This window comes from Marinobacter sp. UBA2688, assembly GCF_002352785.1.
GTDB classification, from domain to species: Bacteria; Pseudomonadota; Gammaproteobacteria; order Pseudomonadales; family Oleiphilaceae; genus Marinobacter; species Marinobacter salarius.
In genome coordinates, this window is sequence record NZ_DELU01000013.1 from 99,297 (window position 1) to 117,186 (window position 17,890).

Genomic DNA, 17,890 nt, shown 5'->3' on the forward strand with positions numbered 1-17,890 from the left:
ATGCTCTGGTTAAGTATTGGTACACTGCTGCTTCTTGCGCTGTGGTTCCTGAGTCTACCGTTGCGGAGAGCAAGGGCGATCCATGACTGGCAGCAGCGGTTTGAGGCCGATGATCATGCAGAGGCGCAAAACCTGGCCGTCTATGAGCGCCGGCTTTCAGCACTGGAAAGAGCCCGCGATCGCGGCGAGATTGACGTCGCCCGTTTTGAAGAAAGCCGTCACGAGCTGGACCGCAATCTGCTGGAGGACACCGAGGCCCGCCGCCGAATGCCTCTCAGGCGCCCCGTGTCAGGACGTTTGATGATTCCGTTGGTGATAACGGCAGTAATAGGTGCCAGCATCATCGGCTATCGATGGCAGGGTGCCGATGGCGATCTGGCCCTGTATGCCGCCCAACAGAATGCGCTCAATACGCCCGGCGCCTCAATGAAAACCCTGGTTGGCCGGCTCGAAGAGGAGGCCGGGACTCAGCCGGATAATCCCAAGGTCTGGTCGTTGCTGTTTCCGCTTTACCAGAAGATCGGTCAACCGGGGCAGGCGATTGGCGCCCTGGAACGACTGATCGAACTGGAAGGCCGCAGAGTTGACCTACTGGCCCAACTGGCCCAGATCAAATTCTTTGTGGCCGGGCGCAGCCTGACCACTGAAGTGCAGGCGCTGATCGACGAAATACTCGACAAGGATCCACGTGAGCCAACGGTGCTGGGCATGTTGGGGGTCGAGGCCTTTGACGACGGCCGCTATAAACAGGCGATCAATTACTGGGGCCGTGCATTGGCGGGCTTCGGCGATAACGACTCCGCACAGGCCATTCGCAACGGTATCGCTGTTGCCAGGCAAAGATTGGAGGAGACAGCCAATGGAGCGGAACGTGTTACTGATTAAAACCCTAACGCACTTTCACACACGGAATCAGGAAAGCTTATGCTTCAGTATCCTCAAATCGACCCGGTAGCCATTGCACTGGGCCCACTAAAAATTCATTGGTACGGCCTGATGTACCTTGTCGGTTTTCTTGCGGCCTGGTGGCTGGGGCGTCGTCGGGCTCATCGGCTGGGGTTGAATGCAGACGCTGTTGAAACATTGATTTTCTACTGCGCGATGGGCGTCATTCTCGGTGGCCGCGTCGGTTATGCGCTCTTCTACGGTTTTGACAAGCTGGCAGACAACCCGCTCTGGCTGCTCAAGGTCTGGGAAGGGGGCATGAGTTTTCACGGCGGCTTGACTGGCGTCCTGATTGCAGCTCTGGTGTTTGCTCGAAAGCAGAACCTGCGATTTTTCCAACTCACGGACTTTATAGCGCCATTGGTACCAATTGGCCTGGGGGCAGGGCGCCTTGGCAATTTTATCAATCACGAGCTCCCGGGGCGGGTCAGTGATGTTCCCTGGGCCATGGTGTTCCCGAATATGGGGTCGGCGCCACGTCACCCGTCGTCACTGTATGAGTTTGCCCTGGAAGGTGTTGTGCTGTTTGTGGTGCTGTGGTGGTTCTCACGCAACCCACGTCGGATGGGCGCAACGTCCGGCCTGTTCCTGTTGCTCTACGGAATTTTCCGTTTTGCGGTCGAGTTTGTTCGCCTCCCCGACCCGCAACTGGGGTTCATCGCCCTCGGCTGGGTGACCATGGGGCAACTGCTGACCCTGCCGATGATCCTTGGCGGCCTTGCATTAATTGCCTGGTCAAGACGTCAACCGATCAATAAAACGGAGGCGGCGACAGCCAGATAAAAGCTGTCTTAGCTTGTTTGTTCGTTGACTTACGAGGAAAACTTAACATGACAGAAACTATTGGTCATTCGGGAGCCTGGGGTATAGCGGCGATCATGATCGTGCTGATCTCCTGGGTCATGTATCGTTGGCTCGCTCCCAGAACATGGCGGGAGTGGGGCAGTGCCGGGGTGGTGCAGGCGTTTATAATCGCATTGTATGCGGAGATGTACGGCTTCCCTCTCACTGTCTATTTGCTCGTGCGGTTCTTTGATCTGGACGGTAGCGACCTCAGCGCGAATCTCTGGTCCTCGCTGCTTGGTGTCGGCGAGGTGGGCATGCTTATCTCAATGTTGCTTGGTTATACTCTGGCTGTGACTGGCATCGGTATTTTTCTGCAGGGATGGCGCGAACTTCATCGTGCACACCAACAAGGGTGTCTTGCAACGGATGGGCTCTACGGTTTGGTGAGGCACCCGCAGTATACGGGCCTTTTTCTCATCCTGTTCGGGGAGGGGATTGTGCACTGGCCGACGCTGTTCTCCGTTAGTCTGTTCCCCATCATTGTCCTTGCCTACAGCTTGCTCGCACGGCATGAAGAGCGACAGGTCATTGAGCGGTTCGGTGACGAGTACCGGACCTATCAGCAGGAAGTGCCAAGGTTTGTTCCACGAATGGGCCGGCTTGCAAAACTCGTTGGCAAGTCCCGCTCGGGGTTGGGTTGACACACAGGGTAACGCAGGGCGTTACCAGCGTTTTATGGGGCACACGCAATGACGACGGCTTTTACCGAAGTCTCCCGGGACTATGATGATCTGTGGCTTTTGACCAGGGATTACCGGGGCTGGATGCTGAAAAAGCTTCTTAATCATTTAAATATGCAGGCTGACAGCCGGTTTGCAGACCTTGGTGGTGGGACCGGTATCTTCACACATCTGCTCAGCCAGGCTGTGCCGCTGGAATCTGAAGCGATATGCGTGGACCCCTCAGGCGCCATGCTCCTGAATGCTGAACAATACAGCGGCATCCAGACCCGTTGTGCATCCGCTGAAGCGTTCATTGACAGCGGGGTGCAACTGGACCGGGTGCTCATCAAGGAGTCCATTCATCACATCCGCAATCGTGAGAGATTCTGGAAGAAAATGCGCTCATGTTTGCGACCGAATGGTCGTGTTCTGGTGGTCACCCGGCCCAGTTTGCCCGAGTTTCCCCTTTTCAGCCGGGCGATGACTGCCTTTTCAGAGAGTCAACCGGAGCTTGACATTCTTCTCGGTGAAATCGCCGCCTCCGGCCTTGGTGCGGTGACAAGCAGGGAAGAGTACCGCGTCGAAATCCCGAAGGATCGCTGGTATGCGATGCTGCGGGCGCGTTTTATGTCAAATCTGGCAGGTTTTACTTCTGATGAAATTGAGAAAGGTATTCTGGAAATCGATGATCAGCTGGACGGGGATCAGATTCGATTTATTGATCATCTGTTGTTTGTGCTCGTCGAGCGCGAGTCAGACATGCCCAGTGGACAGGCGAAGGCTTCTCCAGCGGCGAAATGAAGAAACGATGTACAGATCGTCTTTTCGGCTAGATCAGCATTTTAGTGAGCTAAGACAGCTTCGTGCCGGCATGATTAATTGCTTGACGCCTGTGGCGTGAAAGCCGTACCATCACGAGAATTCTTGAAAACTCAATTACCTGGGTCGCTCCATTTGCCACGCTTGATAACGCCTAAAGCCCTTCTTAACCTGCTGTTGCTGATCATGGCAATACAGCCGGTGCTGGCGTTCGGGCAATTCACGGCAGACACAGCAGAACCTCCTGCCCGTTTCGGCCACATGGCCATGGTGGACTGTTGGAGTGCCAGCACTGACGGGCATTCGGAACAGGATATGGCCTGTGGTGATATGGCGTCTACCGATTGTGCTATCGCCGCCAACCAGGGCAGTTGCGGTGCGATGCTATCCGCACTGGTTTCTGAGAAGGCGGTTTTGCCAGTGCAATGTTCTTCCGACCCTACCTCTCTTCGTCCCCGAGAAGTCTATCTCAGCGTTATCCTTGATACCCTTACACCTCCCCCTGATTTCTCAGTAGTCTGATCTTAGTCTTTATCTAAGTTCGCACGTTTACACCTGGGCCGATAGGCCACTCGGGCGAGCGTCTATAAGCTTCAAATAAGGAAACATCAATGCGCATTTCCCTGATGGCGATGGTGATCGCTGTCGCTTTTGGTCTGGGCTGGCTGGCCAGCCTGCAAATCATGCCGATGTCAGAATCCGCCGATTCTGGTAATCCTGCCGGTGAATCGGCGGATGAAAAGCCCTTGTACTGGGTTGCTCCCATGGATGCCAACTACCGCCGTGACAAGCCTGGCAAGTCCCCCATGGGAATGGACCTGGTGCCGGTGTACGAAGAAAGCAGTAGCGGCCGGGACGACGGCGGGGTTCAGATCAATCCTGCCGTCAGAAACAATCTGGGGGTTAAAACCCGGGCAGTTTCCCGTGGGGCAGTGTCTGTTCCGGTCCGAACCGTGGGTTATGTCACTGACAATGAAGATCAACTGATTCAGGTGCACAGCCGCATTGCCGGATGGGTCGAGGTGTTGCATGTTCGGTCAGAAGGAGAAATCGTTGACCGTGGTGAACCACTGTATGAGATCTATTCACCGGAGTTGGTGAATGCCCAGCAGGAGTTTCTGATGTCCGAGCGCCTTGGGCGGGGCTCAGAGGCAACAGCGACCGGCGGAAAGCTGCGCGCGCTGGGCATGACGGATAGACAGATTGCCAACCTGAAAAAAACAGGAAAAATCCGAGAACGCATCACCGTATTTGCCCCTGGCTCCGGCTATGTGGCCGCATTGCCTGTTCGTGCCGGCATGTACGTGCGCCCGGATACTGAAATCATGGCCATTGGCAGTCGCGATTCGGTGTGGGTGATCGCCGAGTTTTTTGAACGTCAGGCCGGGCTGGTTGAAGCGGGTCAGGCCGTTGAATTCACCACGCCGTCCATGCCGGATACAAACTGGAATGGTGACATTGACTACGTTTACCCGGAACTGGATCCCAAAATGCGGACTCTTCGGGCCCGGGTACGCGTTCCGAACCCGGATGGCCGGTTGCGCCCCGGAATGTTCGTCAATCTCACCATGGATGCCCCCATCGGTGAGGACCTGCTCACTATCCCGCGCCCGGCGCTGATCCGGCGAAGCGACAGCCAGCATGTGCTGCTGGCTGAGGATGACGGCTATTTTCGTCCGGTGCCCGTCAAGACGGGCCGGGAAGCCGGCGACAGGGTGGTCATTCACGAAGGTCTGAAAGAAGGGCAGCAGGTGGTGGTGTCCGCCCAGTTCCTGATTGATTCAGAAACCAGCCTCGAGGCCGCCATGCTGCGCCTGGAGCCCGAGGAGCAGAACAGCGCCGGCATGGCCGGTGCAGACAGCTCTGCGCCCGAACTGTTTGAAGCCGCTGGCCGGATTACGGAGCTTGATGCTGAGAGTTCTTCAGTCACGCTCGACCATGGCCCGGTACCCGGTCTTGGCTGGCCGGCCATGACCATGACCTTTGGTATTGCCGAATCCGTCGATCTGGTGGAACTGGCCCCGGGTGAGACCGTCAATTTCGGGTTCCGGGAGACGCCGGACGGCTATCTTGTTGAACGTATTGAGCCCGCGCAAGACGCGCAGTAACCACTGGAGAAAACCATGAAACTGAAAAACCTGATGACGGCTGTTGTGTTCGGATTATCCCTGGGACCTGTTCTGGCAGCGGCCGATAACAACATGGGCTCGATGTCCGGCATGGACACCAAAGAGTCCGCTGGCCCGGTCCAGAGCCGGGGCGTAATCACCATGATCAACACCGAAAATCGCAAAGTAACGCTGAAGCATGAGCCTATTCCGGCGCTGAACTGGCCGGGCATGACCATGGGATTTCCCGTAGCCCCGGAGGTGGACCTGGATGCCCTGGATAAGGGTGACAAGGTTGTCTTCACTCTGGCACCCGCTGGCAAGGGCCAGCAGGTGACCTCTATCAGGAAACAGTAGTGATAGCCCGGGGGTGCGCCATCGGGCTGCCCCCGGCCATCACCAGACCGGACTCAGCTCATGATTAACCGCATTATCCAGTGGTCGCTTCATAACCGATTTTTTGTATTGCTCGCCACCCTCATACTGATTGGGTGGGGATTCTATTCCGTCAGGGAAACGCCCATTGACGCCATACCGGACCTGTCGGATGTACAGGTGATCGTCAAGACCCCGTATCCTGGCCAGGCGCCCCAGGTGGTGGAAGACCAGGTGACCTACCCGCTCACCACCGCCATGCTGTCGGTGCCGGGCGCCAAAACGGTTCGGGGGTATTCCTTCTTTGGCGACTCCTATGTGTATGTGATCTTCGATGACGACACCGACCTGTACTGGGCTCGTTCCCGGGTACTGGAATACCTGAGCCAGGTAGCCGGGCAATTGCCCGATGCCGCCAAACCAGAGCTGGGGCCGGATGCCACCGGCGTTGGCTGGGTATACTCCTACGCCCTGGTGGACCGCACCGGCCAGCATGACCTTTCGGAGCTTCGGGCCATTCAGGACTGGTTCCTGAAGTTTGAACTGCAAACCGTGTCCGGGGTATCCGAGGTCGCCAGTGTTGGCGGCATGGTCAAGCAGTATCAGGTGGTGGTGGACCCGGACCGGCTGCGCGCCCATAACATCACGCTGCAGCGTATTCATGCCGCCATCAACAGCGCCAACCAGGAAACCGGGGCATCCGTCGTGGAAATGGCCGAGGCGGAATACATGGTGCGGGTCACCGGTTACCTGCAGAACGAGGACGACCTGCGCCAGGTGCCGCTGGGTGTCAACGATAATGGCAAGCCCTTGTTGCTCAAGGATGTGGCGGATATCCGGCTGGGGCCACAAATGCGCCGGGGTATCGCTGAACTGAATGGAGAAGGCGAAGTGGCCGGCGGTATCGTGGTGATGCGTTTTGGCGAAAACGCTCTGGCTACCATCGAGGGTGTTAAACAACGCCTGGAGGAGATCAAGGGCAGCCTGCCGGATGGCGTTGAAATGGTGCCCACCTATGATCGTTCCACACTGATCAACAATGCGGTGGACAATCTCTACAGCAAGCTGCTGAAAGAGTTTCTGGTGGTGATCCTGATCTGCGCGGTATTCCTGTTTCACCTGCGCTCTTCCCTGGTGGTGATCGTGAGCCTGCCGGTGGGCATTCTTGCTGCGTTCGTGGTGATGCACGCTCAGGGTATCAACGCCAACATTATGTCCCTCGGCGGCATTGCCATCGCCATCGGTGCGATGGTCGACGGTGCCATTGTGATGATTGAAAATGTCCATAAACACATGGAGCGGACCCCGTTGACACCGGAAAACCGATGGGCCGTGATGTATAGGGCCGCCGGTGAAGTGGGGCCCGCGCTGTTTTTCTCGTTGATGATCATCACCGTGAGCTTTCTGCCGGTGTTCACGCTGGAGGCTCAGGAGGGCAAGCTCTTCGCACCCCTGGCGTTCACCAAAACCTATGCCATGGCTGCGGCTGCCGGGCTTGCCATTACACTGGTACCGGTGCTGATGGGCTACTTCATTCGTGGCAAGGTATTGCCGGAGCACCGCAATCCCATTAACCGGCTGCTGATCTTCCTGTACAGCCCAGCCATTGACTGGGCTTTGCGGCGGCCCGCCCTGATGCTTGCCGGTGGCCTGATTGTGCTGATCATCGGCTTCTGGCCCGCCAACAAGCTGGGCAGTGAGTTCATGCCCCCCCTGGATGAGGGGGACCTGATGTACATGCCCACCACCTATCCCGGCATCTCCATTGGCAAGGCCCGGCAGATCCTGCAACAGACCGATAAGCTGATTGCCAGTATTCCAGAGGTTAAAACTGTGTTCGGCAAAATCGGCCGCGCTGACACGGCCACCGATCCGGCCCCGCTGACCATGATTGAAACCTTTATCCAGTTTAAACCCCGGGACCAGTGGCGCCCCGGCGTAACGCCGGAATCCCTGCGCCGCGAGCTGGACAGGACCGTCAGGCTTCCCGGTCTCACTAACGCCTGGGTCATGCCGATCAAAACCCGTATTGACATGCTCTCAACGGGCATCAAGACCCCGGTGGGCATCAAGGTGGCCGGCCCGGACCTGAAAGTGATCCAGGGCATAGGGGAAAAGCTAGAGCGGGTGTTGACTGACATACCGGGCACAGCCTCTGCGTTTTCCGAGAGGGTGGCCGGCGGACGTTACATCAAGGTGGATATCCAGCGGGAGGCTGCCGCCCGTTTCGGATTGAATATCGCAGATATTCAATCCGTGGTACGCACTGCGATTGGCGGCATGAACGTGGCCAGTACGGTGGAGGGCCTGGAGCGCTATCCCATCAATCTGCGTTATCCCCAGGGCTACCGGGATTCGGTGGAGCAGATGCGCTTACTGCCCATAGTGACGCCCGGTGGACAGCGTATCGCGCTGGCCGACGTGGCGGATATCCGGGTCGACAGGGGGCCGCCCATGATCAAATCGGAAAATGCCCGCCTCAATGGCTGGACCCTGGTGGACATTGCAGGCCGGGATCTTGGTAGTTGGGTCAAAGAGGCTCAGTCGGTGGTGCGGGAGCAGGTGGACCTGCCTGCCGGCTACTCCCTGACCTGGTCCGGCCAGTATGAGTACATGCAGCGTGCCAAGGAGCGCCTGACACTGGTGGTACCGCTGACGCTGGCGATTATCGTGATCCTGCTGTACCTGAATTTCCGCAACATGACCGAGGTGGGTATTATAATGGGCACCCTGCCGTTCGGTATGATTGGCGGCATCTGGCTGATGTACCTGCTGGGCTACAATCTGTCCGTGGCTGTTGCCGTTGGTTTTATCGCCCTGGCCGGAGTCGCCGTGGAAATCGGTGTGCTGATGCTGGTGTACCTCAACCAGTCCCTGCACAACGCCCTGGAGGCCGTCGATCATCAGCCCGGGAAACTGTCGGCGGATGCCCTGCGCCAGGCGATCAGCCACGGGGCTGCGCAGCGGGTGCGCCCGATCATGATGACCTTTGCCGCCATCGTGGCTGGCCTTGTACCCATCATGCTGGGCGGCGGCACTGGTTCGGAAGTGATGCAGCGGATCGCCGGGCCGATGATTGGCGGCATGGTTACTACTCTAGTGCTGACGCTGCTGCTGATTCCGGTGATTTTCTACCTCTGGCAGCGTGCGCGGTTGAAGAAGCTCGCCCAAAAAGGAGCGAACCAATGATTCGACGCAGTGGAATTTACGCCGTTCTGGCGGTATTCGTTTCCCTTTCTGCCCCCGCAATGGCTGAATCGCTGGAAACGGTGGACCAGTGGATTGCGGAGGCCCTGGATAGCAACGCCACCCTGAGTGCGCAGCGAGCCGCCATCGAGGCAGCAAGGGCCGAAGTGGAAGGCTCGGATGCCTGGGCGGATCCTGTCGTAAAGTACGGTATTGCACCCGAAACTCTGGAGGGCCCTAATGTGGTCGGGCACCGGTTTGAGGTCAGTCAGAAGCTGCCCTGGCCGGACCAGTTATCCGCGTCCCGCGGAGCCGAGGAGGCGGGTGTGCGTGCCGCAACCCAGGACACCCTCTGGCAGACCAGAAAACTGACGGCCTCGGTCAAGGAGGCCTATGCCCGTTTGTGGTATTCGCACCGGGCCATCGAGTTGCACTACGAGACTCGTGCGCTGGTGGAACAGCTAGCCGAGATTACCCGGCAACGACTGGAATACGGCGAGGCCACACAGAGTGAGTTGTTCAGGGTAGAGACGGAACTGGATACGCTGGACGCGCAACTGGTTGAGCTGCGGGCGGACCAGGCCAAGCTCTCCGCCAACCTGATCCCATTATTGGGGCGCCGTCCGCAACCCTCCGAATTGATGCTATCCCTGCCTCCTCGTATGCCAATGGCAGCGGACACCCTGACCGGAACCGAGCACCCGTTGGTTCAGGCCGCAGAGGCGCGGACCGCGGAGGCCCGGGCCCGACTGGACGTCGCGGAAGCCAACCGAAGGCCCGTGTTTACGGCCAATGCGGGCTACAATAGCTTGTTGGCTGACGAAAAAAAGCGCTGGACGGTAGGCGTTGGGATTCAGATTCCGTTTACGGGACAGCGACAGAACAGTGCCGTTCGCAGGGCGACTGCGGAAGTATCCCAACGACAGTGGCAGACCACTCAGGCCCATCGCGATCTGCGAGCGTCAATCGGCGACGTAAAGGCAGCCATTCAGGCAGGCTACAGCCGCCTTGAAATCCTTGACGAACGCCATCTTCCGAATCAACGCGCTCACTGGGAAGCCAGCCTGAATGAATTGGCCAGCGGTACCGGTGCACTGGAAGATGCCATAGACAGTGCACGGAAGCTTACTGGCGTAAAACTCACCCGGGAAACGGTCATCCGCGACCTGTTCAGTGCCAGGGCGCGATACGAAGCCTTGCAAACAACGCAAGCCACCGGCCTTTCAAACTAGAAGGGGATTCACCATGAAAGTATTGTGGGCGTTGCTATCCGCACAGAAAAAGTAGATCAACTGCCATGTGCCCGTATCCCCGGCGTATTTGTCGTCATTGCCGATCACTGCGATTCCTGAGGGTTTCGAGACTGTTTCGCATGGGTTCCAGATCAAAACCTGCAGCCCCGGCTTTACCGATCAGGTCCGGGATAGGGTAGAAAGTTGCATTGGCAAGGGCCCATAAGTGAACGGCGCGCTTGCCAGTTCTTCGATGTCAGCAATGGCAGGTTGCGCCGTCACGCTGTAGTTCTGATCAAGCTGTTTGATATCCATTTAAATTCTCCTCTAATGCAGCCCGCCTTGGGGCGGGCCCGTGTCACGGTTGTTTTTCATGGGCCGGATATACCAGCGTCTAGTCAGGCAAACGGAACAGTTTGTTGACGATCGAATCGTAACTTTTGTGCGGGTCGCCGCCCTGAAAGTCAGTCCGGCCGCTGCCGCGGATCAACAACACATCGCCGGTGAATACGGCCTGCTGTTCCCGCGAATAAACAAAGGCTTGACCTGGAGCTGGCTCCAAGTAATACGCTTCTGTGACATTGTTGATATCCAACCAGCAAAGGATCCGTCCGGATCAGGTCAGGAGAGGCGCTATGAAACGCAATATTGTAAACCAAAGTTTATTGGTGGCTGCCGTGGCCATCTTTTCAGGACTGGGCCTTGTAGCCCCCGCGCTTGCCAATCAGAACGAGGCTGACCAGCCCAAAAAAAAGGTTCATCGCGGGTTAGCGTGAAAAAGTAGGAGACGGCGGTAAAACCGGTTAGTTTTGAGTTCGCCAAAACAACAAAATTAGCCAATCCACCGCCGCCTCTATGAATGCTAATCTTCTTGATCTGTTCTGGGAAGGATTCACGATGGAATCCTACGTCCAGATTGACGCCCACTCCGTGCTCATCCGACTGCAACCTGCCGCTGATCATCTACCCTGCTGCAGTGGTTGTAACCAGCACACGCTTGCCATCCACGACACTAGTACCCGACGAGTTCGAGAGCGCGACCTGTTTCATTATCGAGTTTGGCTGGATGTGCCTGTCCGTCGAGTTCGCTGTGTATCCTGTGGTCCCAGACTTGAACAGATTCGCTGGTTACCAGGGCGACAGCGCCTGACAGCGGGCATGATCAATTGGATTGAGTCCTTGGTGCGCCTGATGCCAGTTCAGCATGTAGCAACCCTGTTGGGGTTGCACTGGCATACGGTCAAAGCCGTCGACCATCAACGTCTCAAGCGGGAAGTGACTGAGCCTGACAGGCATCGAATTCGCCGATTGATCATGGATGAGTTCGCCTTGTTCAAGGGGCACCGGTACGCCACCGTGGCGATTGATGCAGACACGCAGCAAGTGCTCTGGGTTGGAGAGGGGCGTAGCCGAGCCGCTGTGCGTCCCTTCTTTGAATGGTTAGGAGCTGAGGCGTGCACGCGGATCGAAGCTGTGGCGATGGACATGAATACCGCCATGGATCTGGAAGTTCAGCATCATTGCCCTAACGCTCGCGTGGTTTACGACCTGTTCCATGTTGTCGCCAAGTTCGGACGGGAAGTGATTGATCGGGTTCGGGTCGACCAGGCCAATCAGCTTCGACACGACAAGCCCGCTCGAAAGGTAGTGAAGCGAAGTCGCTGGCTATTGCTCAGAAATCGGACCAACCTCAAAGATGATCAAGCTCTGAAGCTCGAAGAGTTGCTGCAGGCTAACCAGCCTCTGATGACAGTGTATGTGCTGAAAGACCAGCTCAAAGAGCTCTGGTACGCCCCTTCAGAGGACGAAGCCAAGCAACGCTGGCAGGACTGGTTGAATCTGGCAATGAGCAGTGGGCTGGCACCAGTTCAGCAATTTGCCAGACGCCTCAAAGGCTATGTCGAAGGTATTATCGCCAGTGCTGTCTACCGGATGAATACCAGCGTCCTGGAAGGGATGAACAACAAGATTAAGGTCATCAAACGGATGGCCTATGGCTACCGGGACAACGACTACTTCTTCCTTAAGATAAAAGCAGCGTTTCCCGGTAAAGTGCGATGAACCAAAAAAAAGCCCAAGGCAGATTCGGATGAAGCCGTCATCCAGACGCTTTTAAGCGCCGGCCCCGAATCGGTTACCAAACATGCCACCGTGCTTTCCCGGGCGGGCAAGGTTCTACAACAGGGCAGCGGCGAGTGGGTGTGCCGCTTCGCAGGCCTGGCCGGTGACACACCAACCTGTCTGGATTCGCAGTCCCGAGCCTATTTCAAAGCCCGCTTCCAGGGTAAAACACCACAGGTTGATCGTATCGGCCTCACCTACATGCTGCATGGCATGACGACAGACACCGGCATGCAGATGCCCCCGCACGTCATGGTGATCGTTCCCGACCCGACCGATCTAAAGCAATTTCCCACTGCGCCGCAAAGTGGAGCGCCCTGGGTCATGAAGGCGAATACCCCGTACGCACATCTGATCATACCGGTTGGTGGGCTGTCGATGGGCGCAATCCCCCAGCCATCGGGCCAATGACCTTGATATGAACGCTAGCGCGGCATGGACAGTCGCGGCTGCGAACCATCTCAAATTGGGCAAATGAACCGGTTACAAAGGAGATTCCAGTGATGATACCCCTATGGTTGACGATACTCGCCTGGTCGGTTACCGGCATCGGGTTGCTATGCGCGCTGATAATTCTCGCCGACATTTATCTTGGCGGCTACCGGCAGCCGATGACCAGCTGGGAAGCGGTGTGGCCCATTACTGCGATCTACGCCGGTCCGCTGGCGCTTGTCGCCTATTACCGTTGGGGCCGCCCGGCCACGGCGCGATGGCAAAACCGTCATGGCGCCGCGCCCGACCAGGGCTTGGCCGTGATGGCCGCCCTGGAAACCATCCCCGGAGGCGCGGCATCGTTCATCGGCCATCTGATCGCCGTGCCGATCGTGGTGGGTACCGGAATCACGATCGCTGGCAAAGGCGTTTGGCCGATGATTCTGCTTATCGCCGCGTTCGCACTGCCGTTGCTGATTGCCTTCGAATACCGGTCGCTGACGCGGATGGGCCAGATCCGTTCGGCTGGCCTGCGGCTGCGGGTGGCGCTGAAAATATCCGCGCTAGCGATCATTGCGTTCGATATCGGCATGGGTGTCACGATGCTGATTGTGGCCTTTGTGCTGGGCTATCCGCCCACCACCATCGCGTTCTGGTTCGTCATGTGGGGTGGGTTGCTTCTGGGTTTCATGACCGCCTACCCGATGGTGCGCTGGCTGCTCGGGCGAGGTGTCACGACGCCGGCGGAGTCGGTATAGGTTTCCGGCCTGGTCCGCTAGCGTCAATCGAACTCTCAAAGGAAATTACATGTCACATGACTCCCTCGCGAGCGTAACCATTCATCACGAACGGGAGCGTTTGCTGCGGATGCTCGCGCTCGCCACATTCTTCATTTTTTTCCAGGCATACATGGTGGCGCCGATCATACCGGCGCTCGCGGATGCATTCGCAACTTCGGCACACACCGTGGGCTTTGTAGTGCCGGCGTATTTGATTCCTTATGGCATCGCCACCCTGGTGTTCGGCCTGCTGGCCGATCGGCTCGGTGTTCAGCGCGTCATGTTCGCGTCCCTGGCGATGTTCTCGCTCCTCACAGCGCTCACGGCCACTGCCGTATCCGTCGAACAGATGGCGCTATGGCGCGTGCTGACCGGACTGGGGGCCAGCGGCGTGGTACCGCTTGCGCTCGTGCTTGTCGGACAGCTGTTTCCTTACGAGCAGCGCGGGCGGCCACTAGGCTGGTTATTTGCGGCTATGGCCGGCGGTATGGCGTTTGGCTCACCGCTTGGCTCGATATTGGTGCCCATTATCGGCTGGCGAGGGCTTTTCCTGGCTGTCGGCGCAACCGGGGGGATAGTTCTGCTCCTGCTTTTACCCTATCGGCGCCTGATCGCCGGCGCAATGCAGCCGGTAGGCGGCACACTCGGTGACCTGATGCGCGGCTATTTGGGCCTTTTGAGCACCGCACGCGGCCAGCGCACCTATGGCTATGTTTTTGTGAACTCGATGTTTCATTCCGGCGTGTTCACCTGGCTGGGTGTTTACCTTGAACAACGCTACAGTCTCGGGCCGGTCGGCATCGGTCTGGCATTGCTTGGCTACGGGGTGCCCGGTTTGTTGTTTGGCCCGCTGATTGGCCGCGCTGCAGACCGATGGGGTCGCGCGCGATTGTTGCCAATCGGGCTCGGCTTGAGTGCGTTGGCCGCAGCGGGCCTGCTGTTCGATTTTCCGGTGATTCTCGCGCCGATCATCGCGATGCTGCTATCGCTGGGCTATGACGCGACACAGCCGTTGTTTGCCGGCATCGTCACCTCGCTCGGCGGCAAACGGCCCGGCCAGGCGATGGGTTTGAACGTGTTTACCCTGTTCGTGGGTTTTGGCCTGGGCAGCCTGATTTTCGGCGAAGTTCTGCGCTTTGGCTTCGGGACCGCATTGGCGCTGTTTGCGGCGATTGAATTGATACTCGCCCTGGGTTCGATCCGGTTGTTTCGTTCCGAAATGCCGGGCGAAGCAAAAATACGGCGCTGACTAAATAGCTCGCTGGCATAGATCGGGCATTGACCTTGAGCGGACTCCAGGCTCCAGGATTTTAGCGCCATGTTCCATGCGGCTATTCTGGCTTGTTATACACCTCATGTGGCAGCGCACCGATAGCTATTTTTTGTGAAATTCAGCTACTGATTTGAAATTCAACGCACTTCAACTGTTCCGACAGCGACCAGGGAGGAGCAATGTCTATACTGGATTCACTAACGCAAGGTTTATTGATTGGTCTGGGCCTGTTCTATAAGGCGCTGTGGCCGATCCTGCTGGGCGTACTGATAACCGCCCTGATTGAGACTCTGATTGATCAGGAGCGACTGGCGGGCATTCTGGGCGGTCGCGACCTGTTGAGCACGGGGAAGGCCACGGCCGCCGGTGTGGCCAGTTCCGCCTGCACTTTCGGGGCTCTGAGCATCACACAGACGCTGTTCAAAAAGGGCGCCTCCGCAGAGGCCTCGTTCGCCTTCAGCTTTGCTTCAACCAACCTGGTCATCGAGTTGGGCATTCTGATCTATGCCATATTGGGCTGGCCGTTTTTGGTGGCCGAGCTGCTGGGTGGCTTTCTACTGATCAGCATCATGTACGTATTGGTACGACTGACCTTGCCCGAGCAGCTATTTGAAGAGGCACGCACCCGCCTTCGTGAACAATTCCGGGAAGACCCAGCGCCGGTGGCCTTCACCCGGAATGTCACGGCGAAGGGCGACTGGCGCAAGCAATTGACGACAACCGATGGCTGGCGACGCATCGCCCACAATTATTTCCATACTCTGGGCAAAATTTACAAGAGCGCTCTGTTCGGTTTCCTGATCGCGGGGTTCATCGTCGCGCTCGTACCGCCGGCGTTTTGGACCACATTGTTCCTGGAACCAACCGGGTTGGTCGGCATCGGTGAGAACGCCGTCATGGGTGTGCTGGCAGGCGTGGCAAGCTTCATAGGCTCGATTGGCAACGTGCCCTTCGCCGCCGCCCTGTGGGCCTCGGGGGTGTCGTTCGCCGGGGTGATCGCCTGTATCTACGCGGATCTGATCACCGTGCCGATCATGAATCTGTGGAGGAAGTTCTTTGGCTGGAAAGCCGCCATCTACATCTTTATCGTCTTTTTCGTAACGATGGTAAGCAGCGCGGTACTCATGGAGCTTTTGTTCAGCAAACTTGGCTGGATTCCACCACGCCTCAGCGCCGAAGGGCTCATGAGTTTTCTGGAGGTTAAATTTGACCTGACCTTGGTGATGACAGTGCTTTTACTGCTTGGTACCTTTATTCTACAGATGCTGAGGTATCCAACGTCGAACCGCTAGTTGGGCTGGCTTTTACCCTCGTAGTGAGAGTGACACTCACGAATGCATTTGAAGCAGTATGGTCATTCAAGCATCCTCAATATTGAAGCGCTGCGGGGGAACCCCTTGATAGTGGTACGCTTCTGTTTACTCAACGAAGATTAAGTCCGGATTTGAAAGATGATGAAAATTGGCCAGGTCGTGCAGGCGTTGGCCATAAGCGCCGATACCCTGCGTTACTATGAAAAAATCGGGCTGATGCCCGGGGTTCACCGCAACAACGGTGGTGCGCGCTTATACAGCGACAAGGATCTTTCCCGTTTGCGATTTATTAAGCGGGCACAAAAGATGGGTTTCAGCCTGGATGAGATCGCTGGCCTTCTCAGCTTTCGGGACAATTCCAAAAATGCGAGACCCAATGTACAGAAACTGGCTCGTCTTAAGTTGGCCGAGATTGAACATCACCTGTCCGAGCTGGAAGCATTGCGAGATGAGTTGCGTTTGCTGACCAACCTTTGTGGAGCAAGTACTGATGGTTGCCCAATACTCGAATCGTTTGAACGGGCATATGGCTCCTGATACGTAAGCGCTCCTCCTGCCATCCTCACCCAGCACGATCACGCTCTTGCGGTTAATCTTGTGACGATTCCCAGCAGCGGATCTGATCGATTCCTCGGTATCGGTCGCAGGGCGAACCGGTCTGAACGTAGGGAGTGTTCTGTGCTGCCTGGTATTAAGGCAGAAATTGGGTTTCAGCTATGAACAACTGGCCTTTCACTTGTCGGATTCAGTGACCTATAGAACCTTTAGGGGGTCACCATGAAACGATTACTGGCAATGCTATTCACTGATCCTGTTACCCGGAGTTGGGCTAGCGGCCCCTGAGGCCAGGTTCTGGGCGACATGGCAGTCCTTCACATTACCCCGATGTCATCCGCGTAGCGCTTGATTTTAGAATCGATATATCTTTAAATACGAATGAAAATGATTAACATTTAAATTATATTGATTGCGGAGTTTATGTGCTGACAGTTAACCAGACGCGCCAGAAGGTCGCCCAGGGCCGCTCGGCGTATGGACTACTTAACGCTGTGCCAACACCATGGATGGTAGAGATGATCGGCCATGCCGGCTATGACTTTGTCGTACTGGACACCGAGCACATGTCCACGAACCCGGAGTCCCTCGAACACATGATTCGCGCCGCCGAGTGTGCCTCCGTCACACCTCTGGTGCGCGTGCCGGGGGTTGATCGTGCTGCGATTGCCCGGGCTCTGGACAGTGGTGCACAGGGGATCGTTGTTCCCCGTATCCGCAATGCCGAAGATGCGCGTGACGTTGTTCAGATGGCACGTTACGCGCCGGCAGGGCAACGTGGTATTACCGGCGGCCGGACAACAGGTTTCGGAACCCTCCCGCTGAAAGACTACCTCAGGCAGGCCAACCAGGAAGTCCTCATTGTGCTCATGATTGAGGATCAGGAAGGCATCGACAACCGCGAAGCCATCCTGGGTGTTCCCGGTGTTGACTGGGTGCTTCCGGGAGCGGTCGATCTGTCGCAATCACTGGGCTGCCCGGGTGATCCGTTCCATTCGTCTGTCAATCACGCCATCGCGGAACTGGCAGCGAGTTGCCGCGGGCGTCCAGTGGAATTTTGCGCTTTGCCCCGAAGTCCTGACCAATTAACGGAATGGCAGGAGTGGGGAGCAAGAGCCTTTCTCCTGGGAGAAGACCGCAGTCTGCTCTTTAAATACCTCAAGTCCCACCTCGCGACCTGCCGTGCCGAGTCGAGCCCGCCGTCTCCCTGAGGCAACCATTCTCCTTCAAACCTGACAAGAGTT

Annotated in this window: 19 protein-coding genes and 1 pseudogene; 18 read left to right on the top strand and 2 right to left on the bottom strand. The window is 57.1% G+C overall.

Going from position 1 to position 17,890, the window contains the following annotated elements:
- The 9 genes from ccmI to B3M52_RS07900 all read left to right on the top strand — a co-directional run bounded on the left by ccmI (position 1) and on the right by B3M52_RS07900 (position 10,173).
- Positions 1-885, top strand: coding sequence for a c-type cytochrome biogenesis protein CcmI (gene ccmI, locus B3M52_RS07860; protein ID WP_256713511.1), 885 nt, complete (start codon positions 1-3; stop codon positions 883-885).
- 39 nt (positions 886-924) lie between these two features.
- On the top strand, positions 925-1,728 hold the full coding sequence (gene lgt / locus B3M52_RS07865; RefSeq protein ID WP_075194548.1) for a prolipoprotein diacylglyceryl transferase: 804 nt from the start codon (positions 925-927) through the stop codon (positions 1,726-1,728).
- 47 nt (positions 1,729-1,775) lie between these two features.
- On the top strand, positions 1,776-2,432 hold the full coding sequence (locus tag B3M52_RS07870; RefSeq protein WP_075194549.1) for a methyltransferase family protein: 657 nt from the start codon (positions 1,776-1,778) through the stop codon (positions 2,430-2,432).
- 48 nt (positions 2,433-2,480) lie between these two features.
- Complete coding sequence (locus B3M52_RS07875; RefSeq protein WP_075194550.1) at positions 2,481-3,254, top strand: class I SAM-dependent methyltransferase; 774 nt, start codon at positions 2,481-2,483, stop codon at positions 3,252-3,254.
- 123 nt (positions 3,255-3,377) lie between these two features.
- The gene (locus tag B3M52_RS07880) at positions 3,378-3,794 is read left to right on the top strand and encodes a hypothetical protein (RefSeq protein WP_127400868.1); all 417 of its coding nucleotides are present in this window, start codon (positions 3,378-3,380) and stop codon (positions 3,792-3,794) included.
- A gap of 89 nt (positions 3,795-3,883) precedes the next feature.
- Positions 3,884-5,380 carry an efflux RND transporter periplasmic adaptor subunit gene (locus B3M52_RS07885; RefSeq protein WP_075194551.1) on the top strand — a complete coding sequence of 499 codons (1,497 nt, stop codon included), beginning with the start codon at positions 3,884-3,886 and terminating at the stop codon, positions 5,378-5,380.
- A gap of 15 nt (positions 5,381-5,395) precedes the next feature.
- Positions 5,396-5,737 carry a copper-binding protein gene (locus B3M52_RS07890; protein WP_052479501.1) on the top strand — a complete coding sequence of 114 codons (342 nt, stop codon included), beginning with the start codon at positions 5,396-5,398 and terminating at the stop codon, positions 5,735-5,737.
- A gap of 60 nt (positions 5,738-5,797) precedes the next feature.
- Positions 5,798-8,944 carry an efflux RND transporter permease subunit gene (locus B3M52_RS07895; protein ID WP_075194552.1) on the top strand — a complete coding sequence of 1,049 codons (3,147 nt, stop codon included), beginning with the start codon at positions 5,798-5,800 and terminating at the stop codon, positions 8,942-8,944.
- On the top strand, positions 8,941-10,173 hold the full coding sequence (locus tag B3M52_RS07900) for a TolC family protein (RefSeq protein ID WP_075194553.1): 1,233 nt from the start codon (positions 8,941-8,943) through the stop codon (positions 10,171-10,173). Before B3M52_RS07895 ends, B3M52_RS07900 begins: the two co-directional genes overlap by 4 nt.
- A gap of 180 nt (positions 10,174-10,353) precedes the next feature.
- On the opposite strand, the gene B3M52_RS07905 is transcribed toward B3M52_RS07900, so the two are convergent.
- Both B3M52_RS07905 and B3M52_RS07910 read right to left on the bottom strand, forming a co-directional pair.
- Positions 10,354-10,488 carry a hypothetical protein gene (locus tag B3M52_RS07905; RefSeq protein WP_256713513.1) on the bottom strand — a complete coding sequence of 45 codons (135 nt, stop codon included), beginning with the start codon at positions 10,486-10,488 and terminating at the stop codon, positions 10,354-10,356.
- A 79-nt stretch (positions 10,489-10,567) separates the two neighbouring features.
- Positions 10,568-10,768, bottom strand: a complete 201-nt coding sequence (locus B3M52_RS07910; protein WP_075194554.1) for an MBL fold metallo-hydrolase — start codon at positions 10,766-10,768, stop codon at positions 10,568-10,570.
- A gap of 40 nt (positions 10,769-10,808) precedes the next feature.
- Between B3M52_RS07910 and B3M52_RS07915 the strand changes: the two genes are divergently transcribed.
- From B3M52_RS07915 to B3M52_RS07955, 9 genes and pseudogenes are all read left to right on the top strand, one after another.
- Positions 10,809-10,949 carry a hypothetical protein gene (locus B3M52_RS07915; protein WP_286749373.1) on the top strand — a complete coding sequence of 47 codons (141 nt, stop codon included), beginning with the start codon at positions 10,809-10,811 and terminating at the stop codon, positions 10,947-10,949.
- A 79-nt stretch (positions 10,950-11,028) separates the two neighbouring features.
- Positions 11,029-12,234 (top strand): ISL3 family transposase, encoded by a 1,206-nt coding sequence (locus B3M52_RS07920; RefSeq protein WP_213480225.1) that lies wholly within the window; start codon positions 11,029-11,031, stop codon positions 12,232-12,234.
- 90 nt (positions 12,235-12,324) lie between these two features.
- Positions 12,325-12,705, top strand: a complete 381-nt coding sequence (locus tag B3M52_RS07925; protein ID WP_286749375.1) for a hypothetical protein — start codon at positions 12,325-12,327, stop codon at positions 12,703-12,705.
- 92 nt (positions 12,706-12,797) lie between these two features.
- Positions 12,798-13,484 (top strand): DUF4396 domain-containing protein, encoded by a 687-nt coding sequence (locus B3M52_RS07930; protein ID WP_228301257.1) that lies wholly within the window; start codon positions 12,798-12,800, stop codon positions 13,482-13,484.
- A gap of 49 nt (positions 13,485-13,533) precedes the next feature.
- On the top strand, positions 13,534-14,754 hold the full coding sequence (locus B3M52_RS07935; RefSeq protein WP_075194557.1) for an MFS transporter: 1,221 nt from the start codon (positions 13,534-13,536) through the stop codon (positions 14,752-14,754).
- Between the two features lie 203 nt (positions 14,755-14,957).
- Positions 14,958-16,070 carry a permease gene (locus B3M52_RS07940; RefSeq protein ID WP_075194558.1) on the top strand — a complete coding sequence of 371 codons (1,113 nt, stop codon included), beginning with the start codon at positions 14,958-14,960 and terminating at the stop codon, positions 16,068-16,070.
- A 159-nt stretch (positions 16,071-16,229) separates the two neighbouring features.
- On the top strand, positions 16,230-16,628 hold the full coding sequence (locus B3M52_RS07945) for a heavy metal-responsive transcriptional regulator (protein ID WP_052479502.1): 399 nt from the start codon (positions 16,230-16,232) through the stop codon (positions 16,626-16,628).
- Positions 16,629-16,701: 73 nt separating this feature from the next.
- A pseudogene (locus B3M52_RS07950) lies at positions 16,702-16,869 on the top strand (ISNCY family transposase); the annotation flags it as partial.
- A gap of 202 nt (positions 16,870-17,071) precedes the next feature.
- Positions 17,072-17,857 (top strand): HpcH/HpaI aldolase family protein, encoded by a 786-nt coding sequence (locus B3M52_RS07955; protein ID WP_177190615.1) that lies wholly within the window; start codon positions 17,072-17,074, stop codon positions 17,855-17,857.
- The last annotated feature ends 33 nt before the right edge of the window (positions 17,858-17,890 follow it).